The organism is Rhodococcus sp. NKCM2511, assembly GCF_014905595.1.
GTDB classification, from domain to species: domain Bacteria; phylum Actinomycetota; class Actinomycetes; order Mycobacteriales; family Mycobacteriaceae; genus Rhodococcoides; species Rhodococcoides fascians.
The window spans coordinates 351,367-367,790 of the sequence record NZ_BNHJ02000003.1; the positions used below are offsets into that span (position 1 = coordinate 351,367).

Genomic DNA, 16,424 nt, shown 5'->3' on the forward strand with positions numbered 1-16,424 from the left:
AGCTACTTCTTCTCCGTCGTAGCCTTCTCGTCCTCGTCCTCATCTTCGAGGCCGGCCTGTTCGTCGGTCAGTCCCTCGGGTGCGGGGATCTGATCCTCGAGCTCGTCCTGATCGGGCTCGTTCGATCGCTCGTCGATCTGTTCGGAGACGTAGCGAATCAGCACAGCAGCCACCGCCGCGGCGGGCACTGCGAGGAACGCGCCGATGATCCCGAACAGCGAGCTACCTCCGGTGACGGCGAGCAGCACGATCGCTGGATGCAGATTCATGCTGCGGCTCTGCAGGATCGGCTGCAGCACGTTGCCTTCGAGCTGCTGCACCGCGAGGATGATCGCGAGCACGATCAACGCGGTCGTCAGACCGTTGGCTACCAATGCGACGAGCACAGCGAGAGCGCCCGCGACGAACGCACCGACGATGGGGATGAAGCCACCGAGGAACGTCAGTGTGGCGAGCACCAATGCCAGCGGGACACCGAGGATCACCAATCCGAGCCCGATGAAGAACGCGTCGATGAAGCTGACGATGGCCTGGGTCCGGATGAAACCGCCCAGCGTCACCCACATGCGGGAGAGGACTTCGCCGAGATGGCGTCCCGCGCGGCCGCCGGAGAATCCGTGCAGCCACGGCAGGAACTTCGGGCCGTCCTTGACGAAGAAGAACGACAGCACGAGCACCAGGGCAAGGGTCACGAGGATGGAACCGGCTGCCGAGACGCCGCTGAACACGCCGGTCGCGATGACGTCGCCGCTGTCTTGCAACCGCGAGACGATGGCCGATACCGCATTGTCGATCTGGTCGTCGCCGATGTTGAGCGGCGGTCCCTTGAGCCAGTCCTGCACCTGACCGATGCCGCCCGACGCCTGATCGACCAACTCGGGAGCCTGCTCGGCCACCGACGGAATGATCAGAGTGATGACCCCGCCGATCACGACGAAGAACACCACGAGCGACACGGACGATGCCAGCGCAGGCGGAAAGCCAAGGCGCATCATCAATTTCGCCGGTGGCCACAGAACCGTGGCCACGATCACCGCGAGTAGAACCGGTAGAAGAATCACCCAGAGATGACCGATCAGCCAACCGAACACCCACGCGCCGGCCGCGATGGAGATCAGGATGAGCGACCATTTCGCCAGCCAGAGGCCACCGGTTCCGATGAGGTCCCCGCGATCTCGTCCGGACTTCGCGGGCTTCGCAGTACTGCCGGGAACTGCCGATTCGGTCACGGTGGGTCCTCACATTCGGCGGGTGGCGGTTCGTGAAGAACCTTAACGTCCCACTCCGACGCGGTGTCGGTCAGAGCGCCTCGTGGGCCAACAGCCATTTCTTCGTCGGCAGTCCCCAACGGAATCCACCGAGCGCACCGCCGATCCGAACCACTCGGTGGCACGGTACGAACAGGGCGGCGGCATTGCGCGCGCACGCCGACGCGGCACCGCGAATCGCCGTCGGCCGTCCCGACAATTCCGCGAACGCGGAGTACGTCACCGGCGCTCCGGGTTCGACAGTGCGCAGCACGTCCCAGGCGTGCATCAGGAATTCGCCCGATCGTTGTGCGACGTCGATGTCGTCGATGTGGTCGACGTCGCCGCGGTGATAGGAGTCGACAGCTGCGGTGACGGCACCGAGGTCGGTCGCCGAGCGGACGTCGGTGGGTCGCAACGTCGGATGGATCAACACTCGGAGTTCCTCGACATTGGCGGTCCAGCCAGACGCCAGCACGCGCTGATCGGCGTCGACGATGGTGGTGAACGGACCGATAGGGGTGTCCTGCGTTGCGGAGGTGGCCATCATGCCTGCCTTCTTTCCAGTGCGGTGATCCACAGGTGCATCGAGACGTACGAACGCCACGGTGCCCAGCGTTGGGAGTTCTTCAACGAAATGTCCAGCGCCTGCGCGCCTTGGCGGACAACGAGATCGGTGTCGAGCAGAACGTCGGGGTCGCCCAGCAGTCGCATGACGACATAGCGGGCCGTCCACGGCCCGATTCCCTTGAGCGCGAGCAGTTCTCGTTCCAGATCCGGGCCCTCCCGCGCGGGGTGCAATGTCACCGTTCCCGACGCGATGGCATCGGCGACGCGGATGACGGTCTGGACCCGAGCGGCCGGGCCGGTGAGGACCTCGTGGCCGCGTTCGGCGATGACGGCAGCGTCGGGGAACAGCCGTCCGACGCGTCCTTCGCCGAAATCCAGTGGTGCCCCGAGCGCGTCGACGAGCCTGGCGGTGTGGGTGGCCGCTGCCTTCAGCGAGATCTGTTGCCCGATGACGGTGCGCAGCAACATCTCCGCCCCGTCGACGACCCCGAGTGCCCTGATACCCGGATGGGCCTCGACGCTCGGCGCGAGTTGGGGGTCGGCGCGTAGGGCTTCGTCGACGGCAAGTGGATCGGCGTCGAGATCGAGCAGGTGTCGAATCCTGGCCACGGCCGGAGCGAGGTCGCGCATGTCCTGCAGAGTCAGTGCGGCGCTGACGAATCCGTCCAGGATGCGCAGTGCCACCAGTCCGGCAGCGTGCGGTAACTGCAGTGAACGCACGTATTCGCCGTCGTCGGAAAACGATTCGATGCCCTCTACCACGTGGCCTCGGAGAAACCACTCGACCCAGCCGCGGTCCAGCGGCGGGCGGTACGGCAGGCGCAACGTGACGGTGCCACCCGCAGTAGGTACGGCCGAGCGGTGCGCTTCTCGCCGCAGGGTCGTCGGATCGACCGCGAAGACCTCTTTGACGGTGTCGTTGAACTGGCGGACGCTCGAGAAGCCGGCGGCGAAGGCGATGTCGGCCATCGACATGTCGGTGGTCTGGATCAACGTGCGGGCGGTATGCGCGCGATGGGCGCGAGCCAACGCGAGCGGCCCGGCACCCACTTCTGCCGTCAGAACGCGGGTCAATTGCCGGCTCGAATAGCCGAGGGTGCTGGCGAGGCCGTCGACGCCCCCGCGCTCGACGGCTCCGTCGGAGATCAGCCGCATCGCACGAGAACTGAGATCCGAGTGGATGTTCCATCGTGGGGAACCGGGGGTGGCGTCGGGCTGGCAACGGCGGCAGGCGCGGTAGCCGGATTGTTGGGCCGCTGCTGCCGTGGCCATGAACGAGACGTTGCCGGGCTTGGGGGTGCGCGCCGGGCAGGAAGGTCGACAGTAGATGCCGGTGGTGGAGACGGCGGTGAAGAACTGGCCGTCGAACCGTGCGTCACGCGAGGAGACCGCGCGATAACACCGATCGAAGTCCAGTTCTTGCACCTGCCGTTCGCTGCTCATGCTCCTACTGTGTCAGCGCGATCCCGCCAGTGCTAGCGGAAATCGGACAGCACCGTGTCAGCAGCATCGAGCCCCTGGGTTTCGGTCCGCTTCCGCGTGCCGGTCCTTCCAGTACTGCCGCACGGTCGGTGGCTCCTGGCCCGGGTGGTGCCGGGCCAGATGCGCGACGTAGCGGTCGTAATCGTGATCACCCATCACCGAGGTGATCCACCACCACAGCCCGCGCATCTAGTGCGCCGACCCGGGGCGTCGGACGGTGCCCGCATCGATCAGTTCGTCCCACTCGGCCTGGATCTGCTTCTCGGCGGGGGTGAGGACGAATCCGGCAGGACCGAAGATCTTCGATGGCACCTCCGGCTCCTCGTTGTCCGGCAGATCAGCTCCGCGAACGGCTCTGACGCACACGATGACTCCGGCGATGACGACGACCAGGACGAGTACCGCGAAGATGATCGAGAGGGTGCCCTGGATGAACGTGTTGCGAATGACCGCGTCGATGGCCTCGGGGGTCTTTGCGCTGCCGAAGCTGCTCAGGCCCTGCTCCTTTGCGTCACGGAACTGCGAATGCTGCGTCCAGTAACCGATGGCCGGGGTGGAGGAGAAGATCTTCTGGTACGAGGCCGTCATCGTGACGATGAGGTCCCAGGCGAGCGGAATGCCGGGGATCCAGGCCCATTTGTAGAGACCTCGTTTGACGACGATCACCATGACCACCGTCAGGGCGATGGCGGCGAGCAACTGATTGGCAATACCGAACAGCGGGAACAGGGTGTTGATGCCGCCGAGCGGGTCGGTGACTCCCATGAGAAGGATTGCGCCCCAGGCTGCGACGACGATCAGCGAGCAGATCCATGCTCCGGGACGCCACGACGGGTCCTTGAACTTCTTGGCCGAGGCTCCGGGCAGGTTGCCGATGCTGTCGGAGAGCATGAAGCGTGCGACGCGGGTGCCGGCATCGACCGTGGTGAGGATGAACAGTGCCTCGAACATGATCGCGAAGTGGTACCAGAACGACTTGAGCGATTCTCCGCCGAACACCTGGTGCAGAACCTCGGACATACCGAACGCCAGCGTCGGAGCGCCGCCGGTACGGGAGATGATCGACTCCTCGCCCACATCGGCTGCGGCCTGGCTCAATTCGCCGGCCGAGATGTCTCCGCCGCTCAATCCCAAACCGTTGACGTACTCCGCCGCGGTCTCGGGAGTACCGCCGGTCAGCGTCGCCGGTGCGTTCAGCGCGAAGTAGATGTGCTGATCGAGAACGCAGGCGGTGATGAGCGCCATGATGGCGACGAACGACTCGGTGAGCATGCCGCCGTAGCCGATCATGCGCATCTGCTTTTCCTTCTCGAGCAACTTCGGCGTGGTGCCGGAGGAGATCAGAGCGTGGAAGCCCGACAGCGCGCCGCAGGCGATGGTGATGAACAAGAACGGGAACAGCGATCCTGCGAATGCCGGTCCGTTGCCCTCGGTGGCGAAGGTGGTCATCGCGGGCATCTGAATCTCTGGACGGGCGATGAGAATGCCGACGGCCAGCAGCGCGATGGTGCCGACCTTCATGAACGTCGACAGATAGTCGCGCGGGGCGAGCAGCAGCCACACCGGCAGGATGCAGGCCAGCAGACCGTAGCCGATGAGCAGCCAGGCGACCGTCACCTTGGAGAGCGTGAACCAGTCTGTGCCCCATTCGGTTTCGGCGACCCAGCCGCCGGCGACGATGGCGAGCAGAAGCAGGACGACACCGATGAGCGAGACCTCGGTGACGTTGCCCGGCCGCAGGTAGCGCAGGTACACACCCATGAACAGGGCGATGGGGATGGTCAGCGCGATGGAGAACACGCCCCACGGACTTTCGGCGAGCGCGTTGACGACGACGAGAGCAAGAACCGCGATCAAGATGATCATGATGACGAACACCGCGATCAGCGCGGCGGTTCCGCCGACTACTCCGAGTTCGTCACGGGCCATCTGGCCGAGGCTGCGGCCGTTGCGGCGCGTCGAGATCCACAGCACCAGGAAATCCTGGACGGCTCCGGCGAACACGACGCCGATGATGATCCACATGGTGCCGGGCAGGTAGCCCATCTGGGCCGCCAGAACCGGTCCGACGAGGGGGCCCGCTCCCGCGATTGCGGCGAAGTGATGGCCGAACAACACCCGACGGTCCGTCGGCATGTAGTCCTTGCCGTTCTCCAAGATCTCGGCGGGCGTGGCTCGGTCGTCGCGAGGAAAGACGATCTTGCGTTCGATCAGTCTGGCGTAGAAGCGAAACGCGAAGATGTAGGTACACACCGCGGCGATGACGAACCAGACTGCGTTGGGATTCTCGCCACGGACGATGGCGATGATCGTCCAGGCGACGCCGCCGAGCAGGCCGATCACGACGAGCATCAGACGCTTGATCGGCGTCATGGGATGGGAATCGACGACTCCGACAGGTGGTAGGTCGGGGTCTGTCTTCAGCAATTCGACGTGTGGATCGTCGGCCGCTTTCAGTGACATGTGTGGGGTCTCCATGGTCGCAGGTGTGACTGCGATCACCCTATGCGTGACGCACTTGCACGTCCTCGAATCGACACTTCGCGGTGCGCCCGGCGGTCATTCGTGTGCGCCGAGTGGCGGCGGCCTGGAACCGGATGGTCCTGGGCTGCGTCGTACCGGGTGTCATCACTTCATTCATTCGGGGGGAACACCACATGTCGGGACCGTACGAGCAAACTCATCAACAGACCTTTCCCGCGGCGCAGCCCTTCGCGCCCGTGCTGCCCGCGTCGAACGCAGGGTGGGCAGTGGTGGCAGTCATCTTCTTCTGGCCACTGGCCATCCCCGCGTTCAATCACGCGCTCAAGGTCCATCCTCTGTGGTCGATGGGTGATGTCCAGGGCGCGCAGTACTCGTCGCAGCGCGCAGCGTTCTTCGGCAAGCTGTCCCTCATCATCTTCGGCGTCTTCATCGTTCTCTACCTGGCGTTCATCGGCTTGGTCGTCTCGAACATGTGACGGGTCGACGGCGGTGTGCTGATCACCCGCGGGTGACCGAAATACCGCCGTCGACGTAGAGCGTGGTTCCGTGGACCATTGCGGCGTTGTCCGAGACCAGGAACAGAACGCCGTCGGCAATGTTCTGCGGTGACAGCACCGTGCCTGCCGGGGTTCCGGCCGTCATGGCGTCGAGGACCTGGCGTGCGTCCTCGTTGCCCGGGGTCAGAGTCGCTCCGGGCGCGAGGGCGTTCACTCGCACACCGCGGGGGCCGAACTCAGCGGCCCAGCTACGAGTGAGCTGCTCGTCGGCGGCTTTGGTGGCGGAGTACATGGCAGCGAACGGACTGCCCATCGTGGCCATCCACGACCCGATGTTCACGATGACTCCGCTGCCGCGCTCGGCCATGGCCGGTGCGAGCTCACCGACGAGCACGTGCGGTGCTCGGACGTTGACGGCGAGCATGGCGTCGAGCTGGTCGTCGGGAAGATCGGCTGTCGCGGTGGCCGGATAGATACCGGCGTTGTTGACGAGAATGTCGATGCGGCCGCCGAGGGCGTCGGTAGTGCGGGCGGCGAACTCGCGAAGTTCGTCGTAGCTGCCCGACAGATCGACGTCGACGAATGCCGCTGTGCCGCCGGTTTCCGAGATGCGGGCCGCCAGGGCTTTGCCGCGCTCGGCGTCGCGGCCGCTGACGACCACCTTTGCCCCGTGGGCGGCGAGGGTGAGCGCGATGGCCGCACCGATCCCACTGGTCGATCCGGTGACGACGGCGGTGCGTCCATGGAGTTGTGTGGACCTGGGAGATGTCATGACGCCATGTCTACGGTCGCCGAATCGAGCGGACCAGGTGTTGTTCGACCTAGGTCTGTCATGACCAGGTTCGCGATCGCTCGCGTGGCTACTGTGGATTTCGTGAACAACGACAGGTCGGCGCTGAGTGCGTTTCTGCGTGATCGACGCGACCGCATCACTCCCGCCGAGGCGGGAGTACCGACCTATCCCGGTGCGCGACGGGTACCGGGCCTGCGGCGCGAAGAGCTCGCAGCGCTGGCCGGAGTGAGTCCGGATTACTACAGCAAGCTCGAACAGGGTCGCCAGGCCAATGTCTCATCCGAGGTGCTGCGAGCAATTGCTCGGGCGTTGAAACTCGACCGGGTGGAGTCCGCGCACCTGCTCGATCTCGCATCTCCAGCTGTGCCGGTCGACAGCGCCCCGGAGCGACCGGATCCGGGATTGCTGCAGGTCATGCGGGCGCTCGATCACGTGCCGGTGCTACTGCTCGGGCGCTCGGGAACCATCTTGGCCAGCAATGCGCTGGTTCGTGCGGTGTTGAGTCTGCAGTCGTCCGCCGGGGATTCGCTGTTCCACTATCTGTTTCGCAATCCCATCGCGCGGGAGCGAATCGTCAACTGGTCGCAGTTCGCGGCTGCCTCGGTTGCCGCGCTGCGCCGCGATCTTGCTCGTCGACCGGGCGATCCGACCCTGACCGCACTGATCGACGAATTGCGTTCGTCCGAGCCGTGTTTCGAGCAATGGTGGAGCGATCACGAGGTCGCCGAATTCGCAGGTGCAACCAAGATCATCCAGCACCCGGCGGCGGGCACCCTGCAATTCGGAATCGAGTTCCTGACCTCGCCGAGCGCGCAGGATCAAAGTCTGATCGTCTACACGGTCGAGGAGAATTCCAGTACGGCACACGTCCTGCCGATCCTGGCGAGCTGGGACCCGAATTCGGCGATCACCACGTGACCGGCATGGCCGATCACGCCGTCGAGTAGATGCTGGCCGGGCACTGTCCGAGCTGGCCGTGTCGTCAAAGTAGACTCCATAGACCGTGAGCCTCACCCTCGGAATCGTCGGACTGCCCAACGTCGGCAAGTCCACCCTCTTCAATGCACTGACCAACAACGATGTGCTGGCCGCGAACTATCCGTTCGCGACCATCGAGCCCAACGTCGGCGTGGTCGCGCTGCCGGATCCCCGGCTCGAGAAGCTGGCCGAGGTGTTCGGTTCGGAGAAGCTCGTGCCCGCGCTGGTGTCGTTCGTCGACATCGCCGGCATCGTCAAGGGTGCGTCGGAGGGCGCAGGCCTGGGCAACAAGTTCCTCGCCAACATCCGTGAGGCCGACGCCATCTGCCAGGTCGTGCGCGTCTTCGCCGACGACGACGTGGTGCACGTCGATGGTCGCGTCGACCCGACCGCGGATATCGAGGTCATCGAGACCGAACTCGCGATTGCCGATCTGCAGACTCTCGAGAAGGCGATCCCGCGCCTCGAGAAAGAGGTGCGGATCAAGAAGGATCGCAAGCCGGCGCTCGACGCGGCTCTGGCCGCGCAGGCCGTTCTGAACGACGGCAAGACGCTGTTCTCGGCGAAGGCCAAGCTCGACTTCGAGCTGCTCGGTGAATTTCAGCTGCTCACCACCAAGCCATTCCTGTACGTGTTCAACGCCGACGAGTCGGTGCTGACCGACGACGCCAAGATCGGTGAACTCGCTCGACTGGTCGCACCTGCCGATGCGGTGTTCCTCGATGCGAAGATCGAGTCGGAATTGCTCGAACTCGACAAGGAGTCGGCAGCCGAGCTGCTCGAATCCGTCGGACAGACCGAGCCCGGCCTCGACGCTCTCGCCCGCGCCGGCTTCCACACCCTGGGCTTGCAGACCTACCTCACCGCAGGCCCGAAAGAGGCTCGCGCGTGGACAATTCACCAGGGAGACACCGCGCCCCAGGCCGCAGGCGTCATTCACACCGACTTCGAGCGCGGCTTCATCAAGGCCGAAATCGTCTCCTTCGACGACCTCGTCGCCGCAGGTTCGATGGCCTCGGCCAAAGCCGCGGGCAAGGTGCGCATCGAGGGTAAGGACTACGTCATGTCCGACGGCGATGTGGTGGAGTTCCGCTTCAACGTCTGAAAACTTAGCTGACACGCGTCTCAAGCCCCTTCGGTCCGCAGTGGGTCCGCCGTGGCTTCGCGGAGCAGCTTGTCCGCTGCGCTCGGAGAACTAGCGCCACAACAAGTCAAGAAGTTCATCAACGCGGTCGAGGCAGATCCGGCGTTGCTGAGCGGCGGGGTTCTGGCCGCGTTAGGGAGGCTGTTCGGGCTAGAATCGTGTTCAGCCTTTTCCCGTTTCGGTTGAGAAGCGAAGTCACCGATGATGGTCGTCGCCGCGGACAAGCGTGCCGAGCACCCGGCACGTACGGGGGGGGCGAGGTGCACGATCAGGTTGGTGCTCAGCGGTATCGCTTCCAAGAACCCCACGCCCAGCCCTTGTTCGTCGCGACCGCGTAGGAATTCGCGTAGGTACCGACAGACTGCGCAGAGGGGAGCTTCGGGCCGCACGACGGGCGGCAAAAGCACAGTTTCGATGCCGCTAGGAGAGCGGCCGCCAGAGCTGTGTACGGGTCATCACGGGGCCAGTAAAGCACATCGTGTCGGATCTGCGGAGTTAGATTTCGCCCTTGTCCGGCAAGCTACGCGTTCTACCCGAATCAGCATCGATCGTACGAGCCCGACCTTTGGATCCGGGCTGGACACGAACGGTGCCGATGTAGCTACGCGCCACCCAAGCGTTCATTAAATTGGGGCTCGACCAGAGTGCTTCAATTAGTAGCAACTCATACAAACGGTCAGATATTCTACGCTCATCTTAGGTACCCCAGATAGCTTTTAAAGCGTCATATTCGTACATCGGCAACGTCTCGGGCCATTCCTCCTCGAACAGCATTGACGCGCTATCGAGACGCTCGAAGATTAAAATTGACTCAGGCTGATGTATCAGCAGTGAGGGGGCCTCCTTGACGGTCTCATACCGGGTGTAAATTCGTTGGAGCTTGTCCTTGTGTTTGGAAACAAAAACCGACAACCGCTCCACGTAGGCCGGCAGGTCAGCGCTGTCGGGTAAGGCTGCGCCGAGTTCGATCAAAACAAATCGGCTCAGCGAGCGGTCGAATTCGCTGGCGCTGAACATGAAGAAGTGACGCACGCACGCGTCGATCAGGGGCTCGACCGCGTATCCCGGAGCCGCGACTATTTGGCTCATTCGGCGGTTCACCTCCTCATCGAAAATCTCCATCAACGCCGCGAGTCGGTGCAGCGCCCGCTTTGTGTCGCTGTCGGGCTCGTGACTCGGTTTGTACACAAGCTTGTGATCCATCTCCGACCACAGGTTTTGAGCAGCAGTTCTAACTTGAATCTCGCACGCCATACCGACAGAGTCGGAGCTCAAGCCCTTCACCTGCAGGTGAAGGCCCAGGTAGCCGATCTTCCGTTGCTCCCACAGTTCCTGAGTCTTGTCTTGCCGCTCGACCACCTCGAGGGCCGGGTGCTCCGCCACAACCGTCTCGATCCGCGCGATGTCAGCAATATTCTCCACGGTCACACGTACCCCGACCTTGTCGGTTACATCTGTCCATGGGTCTGGGTAGCTCTTCCGAAGACACTTGCCGACGAAGCTTGCCGGGTCTTTGACACGCGCCGACACCTTGCAGGAGACACTCAGCTTATTCGTAGCGGAGCGGATTGCGTCGGCGATCGAATCACCGAAGGCTGTCAGAACTGGCGTGTCGGCAATCAGACGATCTCTCGCCTCCGCAATCGTGGTCATCCTCGACTGCTCAACTTTTTAAGGGTATCCACTACCCTTATCTCGGTTCGTCCGCCATCTGCGTTCTCCACAGTCACAAGGTCTTGCGCCTGTTCCGGTACGCTAACTTTAACGCCGCCATCTGTTTCATATTGAACCTTCCGAAGACGCGATTTTATGTCATCGATGTTCTTGATGAAGTTATCTTGCACCCCAGCTGTTGTAAGTGCAGACACAAAGGCATCCCTGTCTGGCAGATCCAGATTGTTCCTTGCGAAATCTTTCAGACTGACCTGGTGTGAGTTGTTGTTCAGTTCCGCAACCAGGGCGATTTCGTACCTGGCCCGCTTCTCGCCGTCCTGTATCTTCTCGTTCAAGAACTTTTCTGATTCTGTATGGAAGATTCTGGTTGCCACCCGAGGGTCTTCATGCAGAGTGCATTGTAGAAATGTCTCGAGGAAGAAATCGGCAATTTCCGATCCTCTCGATTGGGGGTCGCTAGCCCAACCCTCCAGTGTTTCATCCGCGTCCTTTAGCGAAAAAAAGACTGCGACTTTAAAAACTCGCGTCTTTCCCGTCAGGAATAGATCTCTAAGATACTCGACGTTGTATGTTGTTTTTCCTTCAACGTCAGCCGATACCGCTCGCGCTCCTTCCTCCTTTTCGAGTTTCAAAATCGCGATGAATTTGTCGTTCGCATGCGCGCCGCCCATGGTCACCAGCAAACCGGCGGACATCGAACCGGACTGTGAGGCGACTAGATGGTTCGCTAGTTCCTTGGAAAGCTCAACGAGTGAAGGATCCTCCTCGACGAGATAGTTTCGGATTTGACCAGGTATGTTGCGGGAGCTGTCGCTGTCTATCTGGTGCCTTGAACGCGCGAAGCTCTCGCTCACCTTCCGCTCAAAGAACCTCGCAACGTCCACGTCATACGGAGAGATTGCTTCACTCAGGGTTGGAGCAGCCTTGGTGGACCCGGCGGTGAAAACCTTCGGGATCTGGTGTATCACCCATTCGTCGACGGTGACGTCACCGGTATCTAGACTCAAGGCAAATACTCCTCACACGCGCGAAAGTGTTCCGTGGGTATGTATACGCCACACACGCACATCTGCGGTGCATTCCCAACTCGCCGACGCATATGTCGCCCTCGGCGTGGCGGCTCCTAAGCACATTTGCCTGGGTCGCGAGGGGGAAATGCTCTTTCGTCGGCCTGTTTGTGCTGGTCACGGTACCGCAGAAGGCGTAACGCTTGCGGCAGTGTCGCGGGTGTGTGAGCTAAGCGTGCGCAGCTGGCAACGGACAACCAACTGTTCAGTCTCCGGTGAAGGCGAGGTGCCAGATAGGCGCTGGGACGTGAGCGCGTCCGGTGTCGGCGGTGCGAGTTCGACAACCGGTGAAGAAGGAGTCCACGGCCCGATCTGATGCTCGTATATGGGTGCAATGAGCCAACGCATTGTGGAGTGGAAATTTGCAACAGAGCGACGCTGTCAAGGTCATTCAATTCGTTGCAACAGAGTTTTCCCGAAACATTGCAGAAGCAGCGCGTCTCAGAGTTGCAGGTCCGGTCGAGCCTCGCTTCGATTCGGTTGGGACGAGAACTCGATGCCGAGAGAATCCCGGGTCGACCGCGCCGAGATCCTGACGAGTCGATCTTCACGACATCCCGCGCCGTCAATCCCCGCGCGGAGCGCCTCCGATCGGATGGTCGACGATGTATTTCACCTACCGTGTGATCGTCGCGGTGCTCGGTCTGGGTCTGATCCTGGTCCACTTGCTACCCTCGCCTCCGCCGCGACCTCGTTCGGTGCTGCAGTGGTGAACCGGCGTAACGAGGTCGCGTCTGCGATCGACGAACTCGTCATCTCGATGGTTGTCACACTCACTGTCGGCATCGCAGCGACCCTCGTCACGGCTGGAGGGTCAGATCTGGTCGCAGCGGGGGTCACCGCTGCGCGGATCGCGTCGACAGGCAGACGAATCTACAACGTGATCGGCGCGCTGGAATCGGATGTCGTTGTGACGACCTCGGCGATGACCGAGATCAGGGCTGACAGTGCGGCTGGCAGAGACGACAGAGAAGCCGCTTGCGACGTTCGAGATCAACGAAGACGGCACGGTCAAGACGTCTCCGGTCTTCCCGAAGTGGAAGCAGGACGCCTGGGAGCGGTACATCGCGAACGGCGGCGACCTGACGATGGAGGATTGGAGCAGGAAGTACGACCAGCTGAGGAGAACGTCGGGAACGGCTCCGAGTGGGACCTCCAGGTGGGAGATCTGCTCGGGTGCAGCGAGGAGAACGGCGACGCTGGGCGTCCACCGAGATCCTAAGGGCGTCTGCGAGGGACTCTGGGGAAGTTCGGCTTCGATGCGCCGATCCCGGTGCCACGTCGATTCCTCGACGGCCAAGGTTTACGCTGCGGACTCGTGAACCAAACCTCTCGGTATGAGTAAACCCGGAGCCAACGCCATCTCAGCCCAGATGCCCCAAAGCTGTAGGTGCCAATGCCAGGCAGGGAGACCGGATCCCTGTTCGCAGGCATGGCCCGGGTCTCATCGCTTACGGTGCGATAGTTTCTAACGTCAACAGCAGCGGATCATCTGTCACCGCTCGAAGGGTATTCGCCACTGTCTGGTACTTCCGGTTCCGAAGGTCGACCCTCTTCGGTCCTTGGGTCGGAATTGTTGCTGGCGCGAAGCATTGCAGAAGATCGTTCGCGAATTGCCCACATACCCGCTGCCACCGAGATTGTCAGTCCGAACAGGCCCGCTCCAATCTCGCCATCGACCACGTTTCTTCCCGTAGAAGCGACTTTCGCGTCGTCTACCAAATCTATGACACCCGAGTTGTGGCGCGAATGATCGCAATTGCTCATCGCAGGAACGTCTGTCGGTGATCATCGCGGCATGTTCTGCGAGTGGGCGTCGTCGTCTGCGCCGCCCAACGATGTTGACTAAGCTCCGAATCAGAGGATAGGAGAACGTAGATGGGTCTGCAGGAACTCGAGGCGTTGGTTCACCGAACGGCCACTGCTGGGGAACCTTTCGAGCGTGGAGCCGATGAGGCGGAGCAGGCATACTTGTCTTCGCTTGCGGCACGGCCGAGTACGAAACTGATCTGTGAAGTCGGGTTCAATGCGGGCTTCTCGAGTTGGGCGTTCCTCGAGTCTTCTCCCGACGTGACCGTCGTATCCTTCGATCTGGCCGCATACGCGTACAGCGATGCCGCGAAAGCCCATGTCGACGAACACTTCCCGGGCCGACACACTTTGATCCAGGGAGATTCCCACACCACCATCAAGGCTTATGCCGAGCAACACCCGGACGCGCGCTTCGATGTAATCTTCATCGACGGTGACCATTCTGTGGAAGGTGCCCGCGCAGACCTCGACGATCTTCGCGCGCTCGCCACCCCGGAATCGGTCGTCATCATGGACGACATCACGCCGTGGCTCTGGTTCGGCGAAGGCCCGACGCAGGCCTGGCAAGAGGCCGTCGACGCGGGTCGAATCCTGCACACCAACTACTTTCGCGACGGCGAACCCGTCGACGCGGTGACTCCTCCCGCCGCGCGTGCCTGGGCCGAGGGCCGCTATCCCTTCTGAAAACGGACGGGGTGTCGACCAGCGTTCATCGTCGACTGTCGGACACGGCCTGCCGAACCATGTCGGCGGCCGCATCGGGTGTCGCTGCGAAATGAACGTTGTCGAACCGGTGCAGGTAGGCGTCGTAGATGCCGGATACTTTCCTGTTCGCGTTGTCCATCGCCACGACGCGCTTGCCCATCATCGCGGCCAATACGGCCGCATGCAGCCGATCGGTGAGCACGACGGGTGCGAGATTCAGAATGCGCTGCGCCACACGGAGGTTGAGCTTCGCTGTCTGCTCGTACGAGCGAACGAGAGCGGGGTACAGCAGGCGATTCGCCTTGGGGAAGTTGTATGCGATTCGGGTCGGCAGCGTCACCACCGTCGAGATCGCCAGATCCCTTCCGTGCAGACCCCAGTCGTACTGGACGGACGACGCGTCGACGTTCACCGAAGCATGACCGAGGCTTTCGGAATCGTCGCGCACGAGTTTCACGACGTCCACTGCAGAGCCTTCGGCGCTGTGTGCGATCTCGGCACCGAACGCCATGTCCGGGCAGTATTCGACGCGGTTGTGCGGGAAATGGGCGAGCGCCAGCTCGTACGAACGCTGTTCACGCAGCATGAGGGTGAGGTCCGGGTGCTGTGCGTAGAGGGCCGCGGTCCTGTGCATGGCGTCGGCGTCGGAGTAGTCGATGCTTTGGGGCAGGCACACGATCTTGTTGCGAGGAAACCGCGCAACGATTGCTTCACGAAATTTCTGGTCCATCGGCCAGCGGTCACCGAAATTTCCTCCGCCCTGCAGAAACAGGGTCCCATCACCGACTCGTTGTTCGAGCAGATCGTGGTTGTGGGTGAACGGATCGGACACGTAGTCGACGTGCACGTCCAACCGCTTCAGGTACTCGACCTCACCGGCGTAGATGAGCGAGTCACCGGCATTGAAGTGATTCGGAAAGTCCAAGTGAGCCACCCGATCTCCGGGTGACGCATGTTGCCGCAGGACGGCCATGGTCTCTTTGCGTATCGCGTCGACTACCTCGCGTGTCATCGGGGGCTCCGTCTCAGTGGTCGGCCGAGCGCGGCCACTCGAATCCGCAGTGCGCCGTAGTGGATTCCGATGTAATGGGCCCACAGACCGCTGGGCATCGGTCGTAGTACCTTCGGCAACCACGGATTGCGAATTGTCGCGAGATACAAGATCGCCGCAGTGTGCGCGGGAATCCGGGCAAGGGACGACGGATGAGGGCAGCCCGCAGCACGGTGCTTGGTCGACAGTTGGTACGACGTGCGTCCGTACGCGCGGCCTTGCAAGAACGATCGACGAACCGTGGTTCTGATGCGGTAGGCGACCGACGCATCCGCGGCATGTCCGAGAGTGAATCCTGCTTGCTGAAGCCTCCACGAATAATCGACGTCTTCGGCACCGCCCACGAGGTCTTCGTCGAAGCCTCCGACCTCGTCGAAGACTCGCCTCCACAGCGCGAAATTGCTTCCCGGGGCGTACGGCAGGTAGGCGGTGGGAAACAGCGTGCCGTTCGGCGGGTTGTCTCGCCACGCCGTCACCTCGGGCGGATTGAGGGAATCGTGTTCGATTGCGCCGCCCACGGCGTCGTAGCTGTCGAGTGCGCGCACCATGGCAGTCAGCCACGTCGGAGAAGCGACGTCGTCGTGGTCGACGAAGGCGATGATGTCGCCCCGCGCGGCTTCCACGCCGACGTTGCGGGCGTAGGAGACGCCACGCTTGGCGGACGCGTCGACGATGCGCATCGTCAGAGGTAGAGACAGTTCTTCGAGATGTGAGCGGAGGCCGTCGCTGGAGCCGTTGTCGCTGACGATGAGCTCTACATCGCCTGTGTAGTCCTGCGCAGCGAGCGCGTGGAGCTGCTCGTTCAGTTCGGGCAAACCGTTGTACACGGGGAGGACGATAGAAACCAGACTGATAGGCACGTTGTGACCCTACAACGAAATCCGGGTGCTGTTTGGTTAGGCATCCCAACCGTAGGAGTG

At 62.3% G+C, this 16,424-nt stretch carries 15 protein-coding genes; 5 read left to right on the plus strand and 10 right to left on the minus strand.

The window, feature by feature from the left end; all coding sequences use genetic code 11:
- Window positions 1–2 precede the first annotated feature (2 nt).
- The 5 genes from JLZ96_RS21120 to JLZ96_RS21140 all read right to left on the minus strand — a co-directional run bounded on the left by JLZ96_RS21120 (window position 3) and on the right by JLZ96_RS21140 (window position 5,762).
- The gene (locus JLZ96_RS21120; protein WP_032386274.1) at window positions 3–1,229 is read right to left on the minus strand and encodes an AI-2E family transporter; all 1,227 of its coding nucleotides are present in this window, start codon (window positions 1,227–1,229) and stop codon (window positions 3–5) included.
- 70 nt (window positions 1,230–1,299) lie between these two features.
- Entirely contained in the window at window positions 1,300–1,794 is a 495-nt protein-coding gene (locus tag JLZ96_RS21125) for a methylated-DNA--[protein]-cysteine S-methyltransferase (RefSeq protein ID WP_201011264.1), read from the minus strand.
- Window positions 1,794–3,260 carry an AlkA N-terminal domain-containing protein gene (locus tag JLZ96_RS21130; RefSeq protein WP_201011173.1) on the minus strand — a complete coding sequence of 489 codons (1,467 nt, stop codon included), beginning with the start codon at window positions 3,258–3,260 and terminating at the stop codon, window positions 1,794–1,796. The genes JLZ96_RS21125 and JLZ96_RS21130 overlap by 1 nt, the downstream gene beginning before the upstream one ends.
- 57 nt (window positions 3,261–3,317) lie before the next feature.
- Window positions 3,318–3,488 carry a YbdD/YjiX family protein gene (locus JLZ96_RS21135; RefSeq protein ID WP_072692145.1) on the minus strand — a complete coding sequence of 57 codons (171 nt, stop codon included), beginning with the start codon at window positions 3,486–3,488 and terminating at the stop codon, window positions 3,318–3,320.
- Entirely contained in the window at window positions 3,489–5,762 is a 2,274-nt protein-coding gene (locus JLZ96_RS21140; RefSeq protein WP_027498123.1) for a carbon starvation CstA family protein, read from the minus strand. It lies immediately after the preceding gene.
- 194 nt (window positions 5,763–5,956) lie between these two features.
- On the opposite strand from JLZ96_RS21140, the gene JLZ96_RS21145 reads away from it, so the two are divergent.
- A complete protein-coding gene (locus JLZ96_RS21145) occupies window positions 5,957–6,259 on the plus strand; it encodes a CD225/dispanin family protein (RefSeq protein WP_052057009.1) in 303 nt (100 codons plus the stop codon).
- 22 nt (window positions 6,260–6,281) lie between these two features.
- Here the strand turns inward: JLZ96_RS21145 and JLZ96_RS21150 are convergent, their stop codons facing one another.
- Window positions 6,282–7,052 carry an SDR family NAD(P)-dependent oxidoreductase gene (locus JLZ96_RS21150; protein WP_201011174.1) on the minus strand — a complete coding sequence of 257 codons (771 nt, stop codon included), beginning with the start codon at window positions 7,050–7,052 and terminating at the stop codon, window positions 6,282–6,284.
- 102 nt (window positions 7,053–7,154) lie between these two features.
- Between JLZ96_RS21150 and JLZ96_RS21155 the strand changes: the two genes are divergently transcribed.
- Both JLZ96_RS21155 and ychF read left to right on the plus strand, forming a co-directional pair.
- A complete protein-coding gene (locus JLZ96_RS21155) occupies window positions 7,155–7,991 on the plus strand; it encodes a helix-turn-helix domain-containing protein (protein ID WP_201011175.1) in 837 nt (278 codons plus the stop codon).
- 85 nt (window positions 7,992–8,076) lie between these two features.
- Window positions 8,077–9,156, plus strand: a complete 1,080-nt coding sequence (gene ychF / locus JLZ96_RS21160) for a redox-regulated ATPase YchF (RefSeq protein ID WP_027498119.1) — start codon at window positions 8,077–8,079, stop codon at window positions 9,154–9,156.
- A 735-nt stretch (window positions 9,157–9,891) separates the two neighbouring features.
- Here the strand turns inward: ychF and JLZ96_RS21165 are convergent.
- Together JLZ96_RS21165 and JLZ96_RS21170 are read right to left on the minus strand one after the other, a co-directional pair.
- Window positions 9,892–10,848: a GTP pyrophosphokinase family protein gene (locus tag JLZ96_RS21165; RefSeq protein ID WP_032375430.1), complete on the minus strand. Its 957-nt coding sequence runs from the start codon at window positions 10,846–10,848 to the stop codon at window positions 9,892–9,894.
- Complete coding sequence (locus JLZ96_RS21170) at window positions 10,845–11,876, minus strand: nucleoid-associated protein (protein WP_201011176.1); 1,032 nt, start codon at window positions 11,874–11,876, stop codon at window positions 10,845–10,847. The genes JLZ96_RS21165 and JLZ96_RS21170 overlap by 4 nt, the downstream gene beginning before the upstream one ends.
- A 1,007-nt stretch (window positions 11,877–12,883) precedes the next feature.
- Between JLZ96_RS21170 and JLZ96_RS21175 the strand changes: the two genes are divergently transcribed.
- Together JLZ96_RS21175 and JLZ96_RS21180 are read left to right on the plus strand one after the other, a co-directional pair.
- Window positions 12,884–13,258, plus strand: coding sequence for a hypothetical protein (locus JLZ96_RS21175; protein WP_201011177.1), 375 nt, complete (start codon window positions 12,884–12,886; stop codon window positions 13,256–13,258).
- A 556-nt stretch (window positions 13,259–13,814) separates the two neighbouring features.
- On the plus strand, window positions 13,815–14,432 hold the full coding sequence (locus JLZ96_RS21180) for a class I SAM-dependent methyltransferase (RefSeq protein ID WP_201011178.1): 618 nt from the start codon (window positions 13,815–13,817) through the stop codon (window positions 14,430–14,432).
- 25 nt (window positions 14,433–14,457) lie between these two features.
- Here the strand turns inward: JLZ96_RS21180 and JLZ96_RS21185 are convergent, their stop codons facing one another.
- Both JLZ96_RS21185 and JLZ96_RS21190 read right to left on the minus strand, forming a co-directional pair.
- On the minus strand, window positions 14,458–15,465 hold the full coding sequence (locus JLZ96_RS21185; protein WP_201011179.1) for a polysaccharide pyruvyl transferase family protein: 1,008 nt from the start codon (window positions 15,463–15,465) through the stop codon (window positions 14,458–14,460).
- On the minus strand, window positions 15,462–16,364 hold the full coding sequence (locus tag JLZ96_RS21190; RefSeq protein ID WP_201011180.1) for a glycosyltransferase family 2 protein: 903 nt from the start codon (window positions 16,362–16,364) through the stop codon (window positions 15,462–15,464). Before JLZ96_RS21190 ends, JLZ96_RS21185 begins: the two co-directional genes overlap by 4 nt.
- Between the last annotated feature and the right edge of the window lie 60 nt (window positions 16,365–16,424).

Coding starts and splice junctions, on each gene's coding strand:
- JLZ96_RS21150 (WP_201011174.1), bottom strand. CDS start 7,052: ATGACATCTCCCAGGTCCACACAACTCCATGGACGCACCGCCGTCGTC.
- JLZ96_RS21165 (WP_032375430.1), bottom strand. CDS start 10,848: ATGACCACGATTGCGGAGGCGAGAGATCGTCTGATTGCCGACACGCCA.
- JLZ96_RS21145 (WP_052057009.1), top strand. CDS start 5,957: ATGTCGGGACCGTACGAGCAAACTCATCAACAGACCTTTCCCGCGGCG.
- JLZ96_RS21125 (WP_201011264.1), bottom strand. CDS start 1,794: ATGGCCACCTCCGCAACGCAGGACACCCCTATCGGTCCGTTCACCACC.
- JLZ96_RS21130 (WP_201011173.1), bottom strand. CDS start 3,260: ATGAGCAGCGAACGGCAGGTGCAAGAACTGGACTTCGATCGGTGTTAT.
- JLZ96_RS21140 (WP_027498123.1), bottom strand. CDS start 5,762: ATGTCACTGAAAGCGGCCGACGATCCACACGTCGAATTGCTGAAGACA.
- JLZ96_RS21185 (WP_201011179.1), bottom strand. CDS start 15,465: ATGACACGCGAGGTAGTCGACGCGATACGCAAAGAGACCATGGCCGTC.
- JLZ96_RS21180 (WP_201011178.1), top strand. CDS start 13,815: ATGGGTCTGCAGGAACTCGAGGCGTTGGTTCACCGAACGGCCACTGCT.
- JLZ96_RS21135 (WP_072692145.1), bottom strand. CDS start 3,488: ATGCGCGGGCTGTGGTGGTGGATCACCTCGGTGATGGGTGATCACGAT.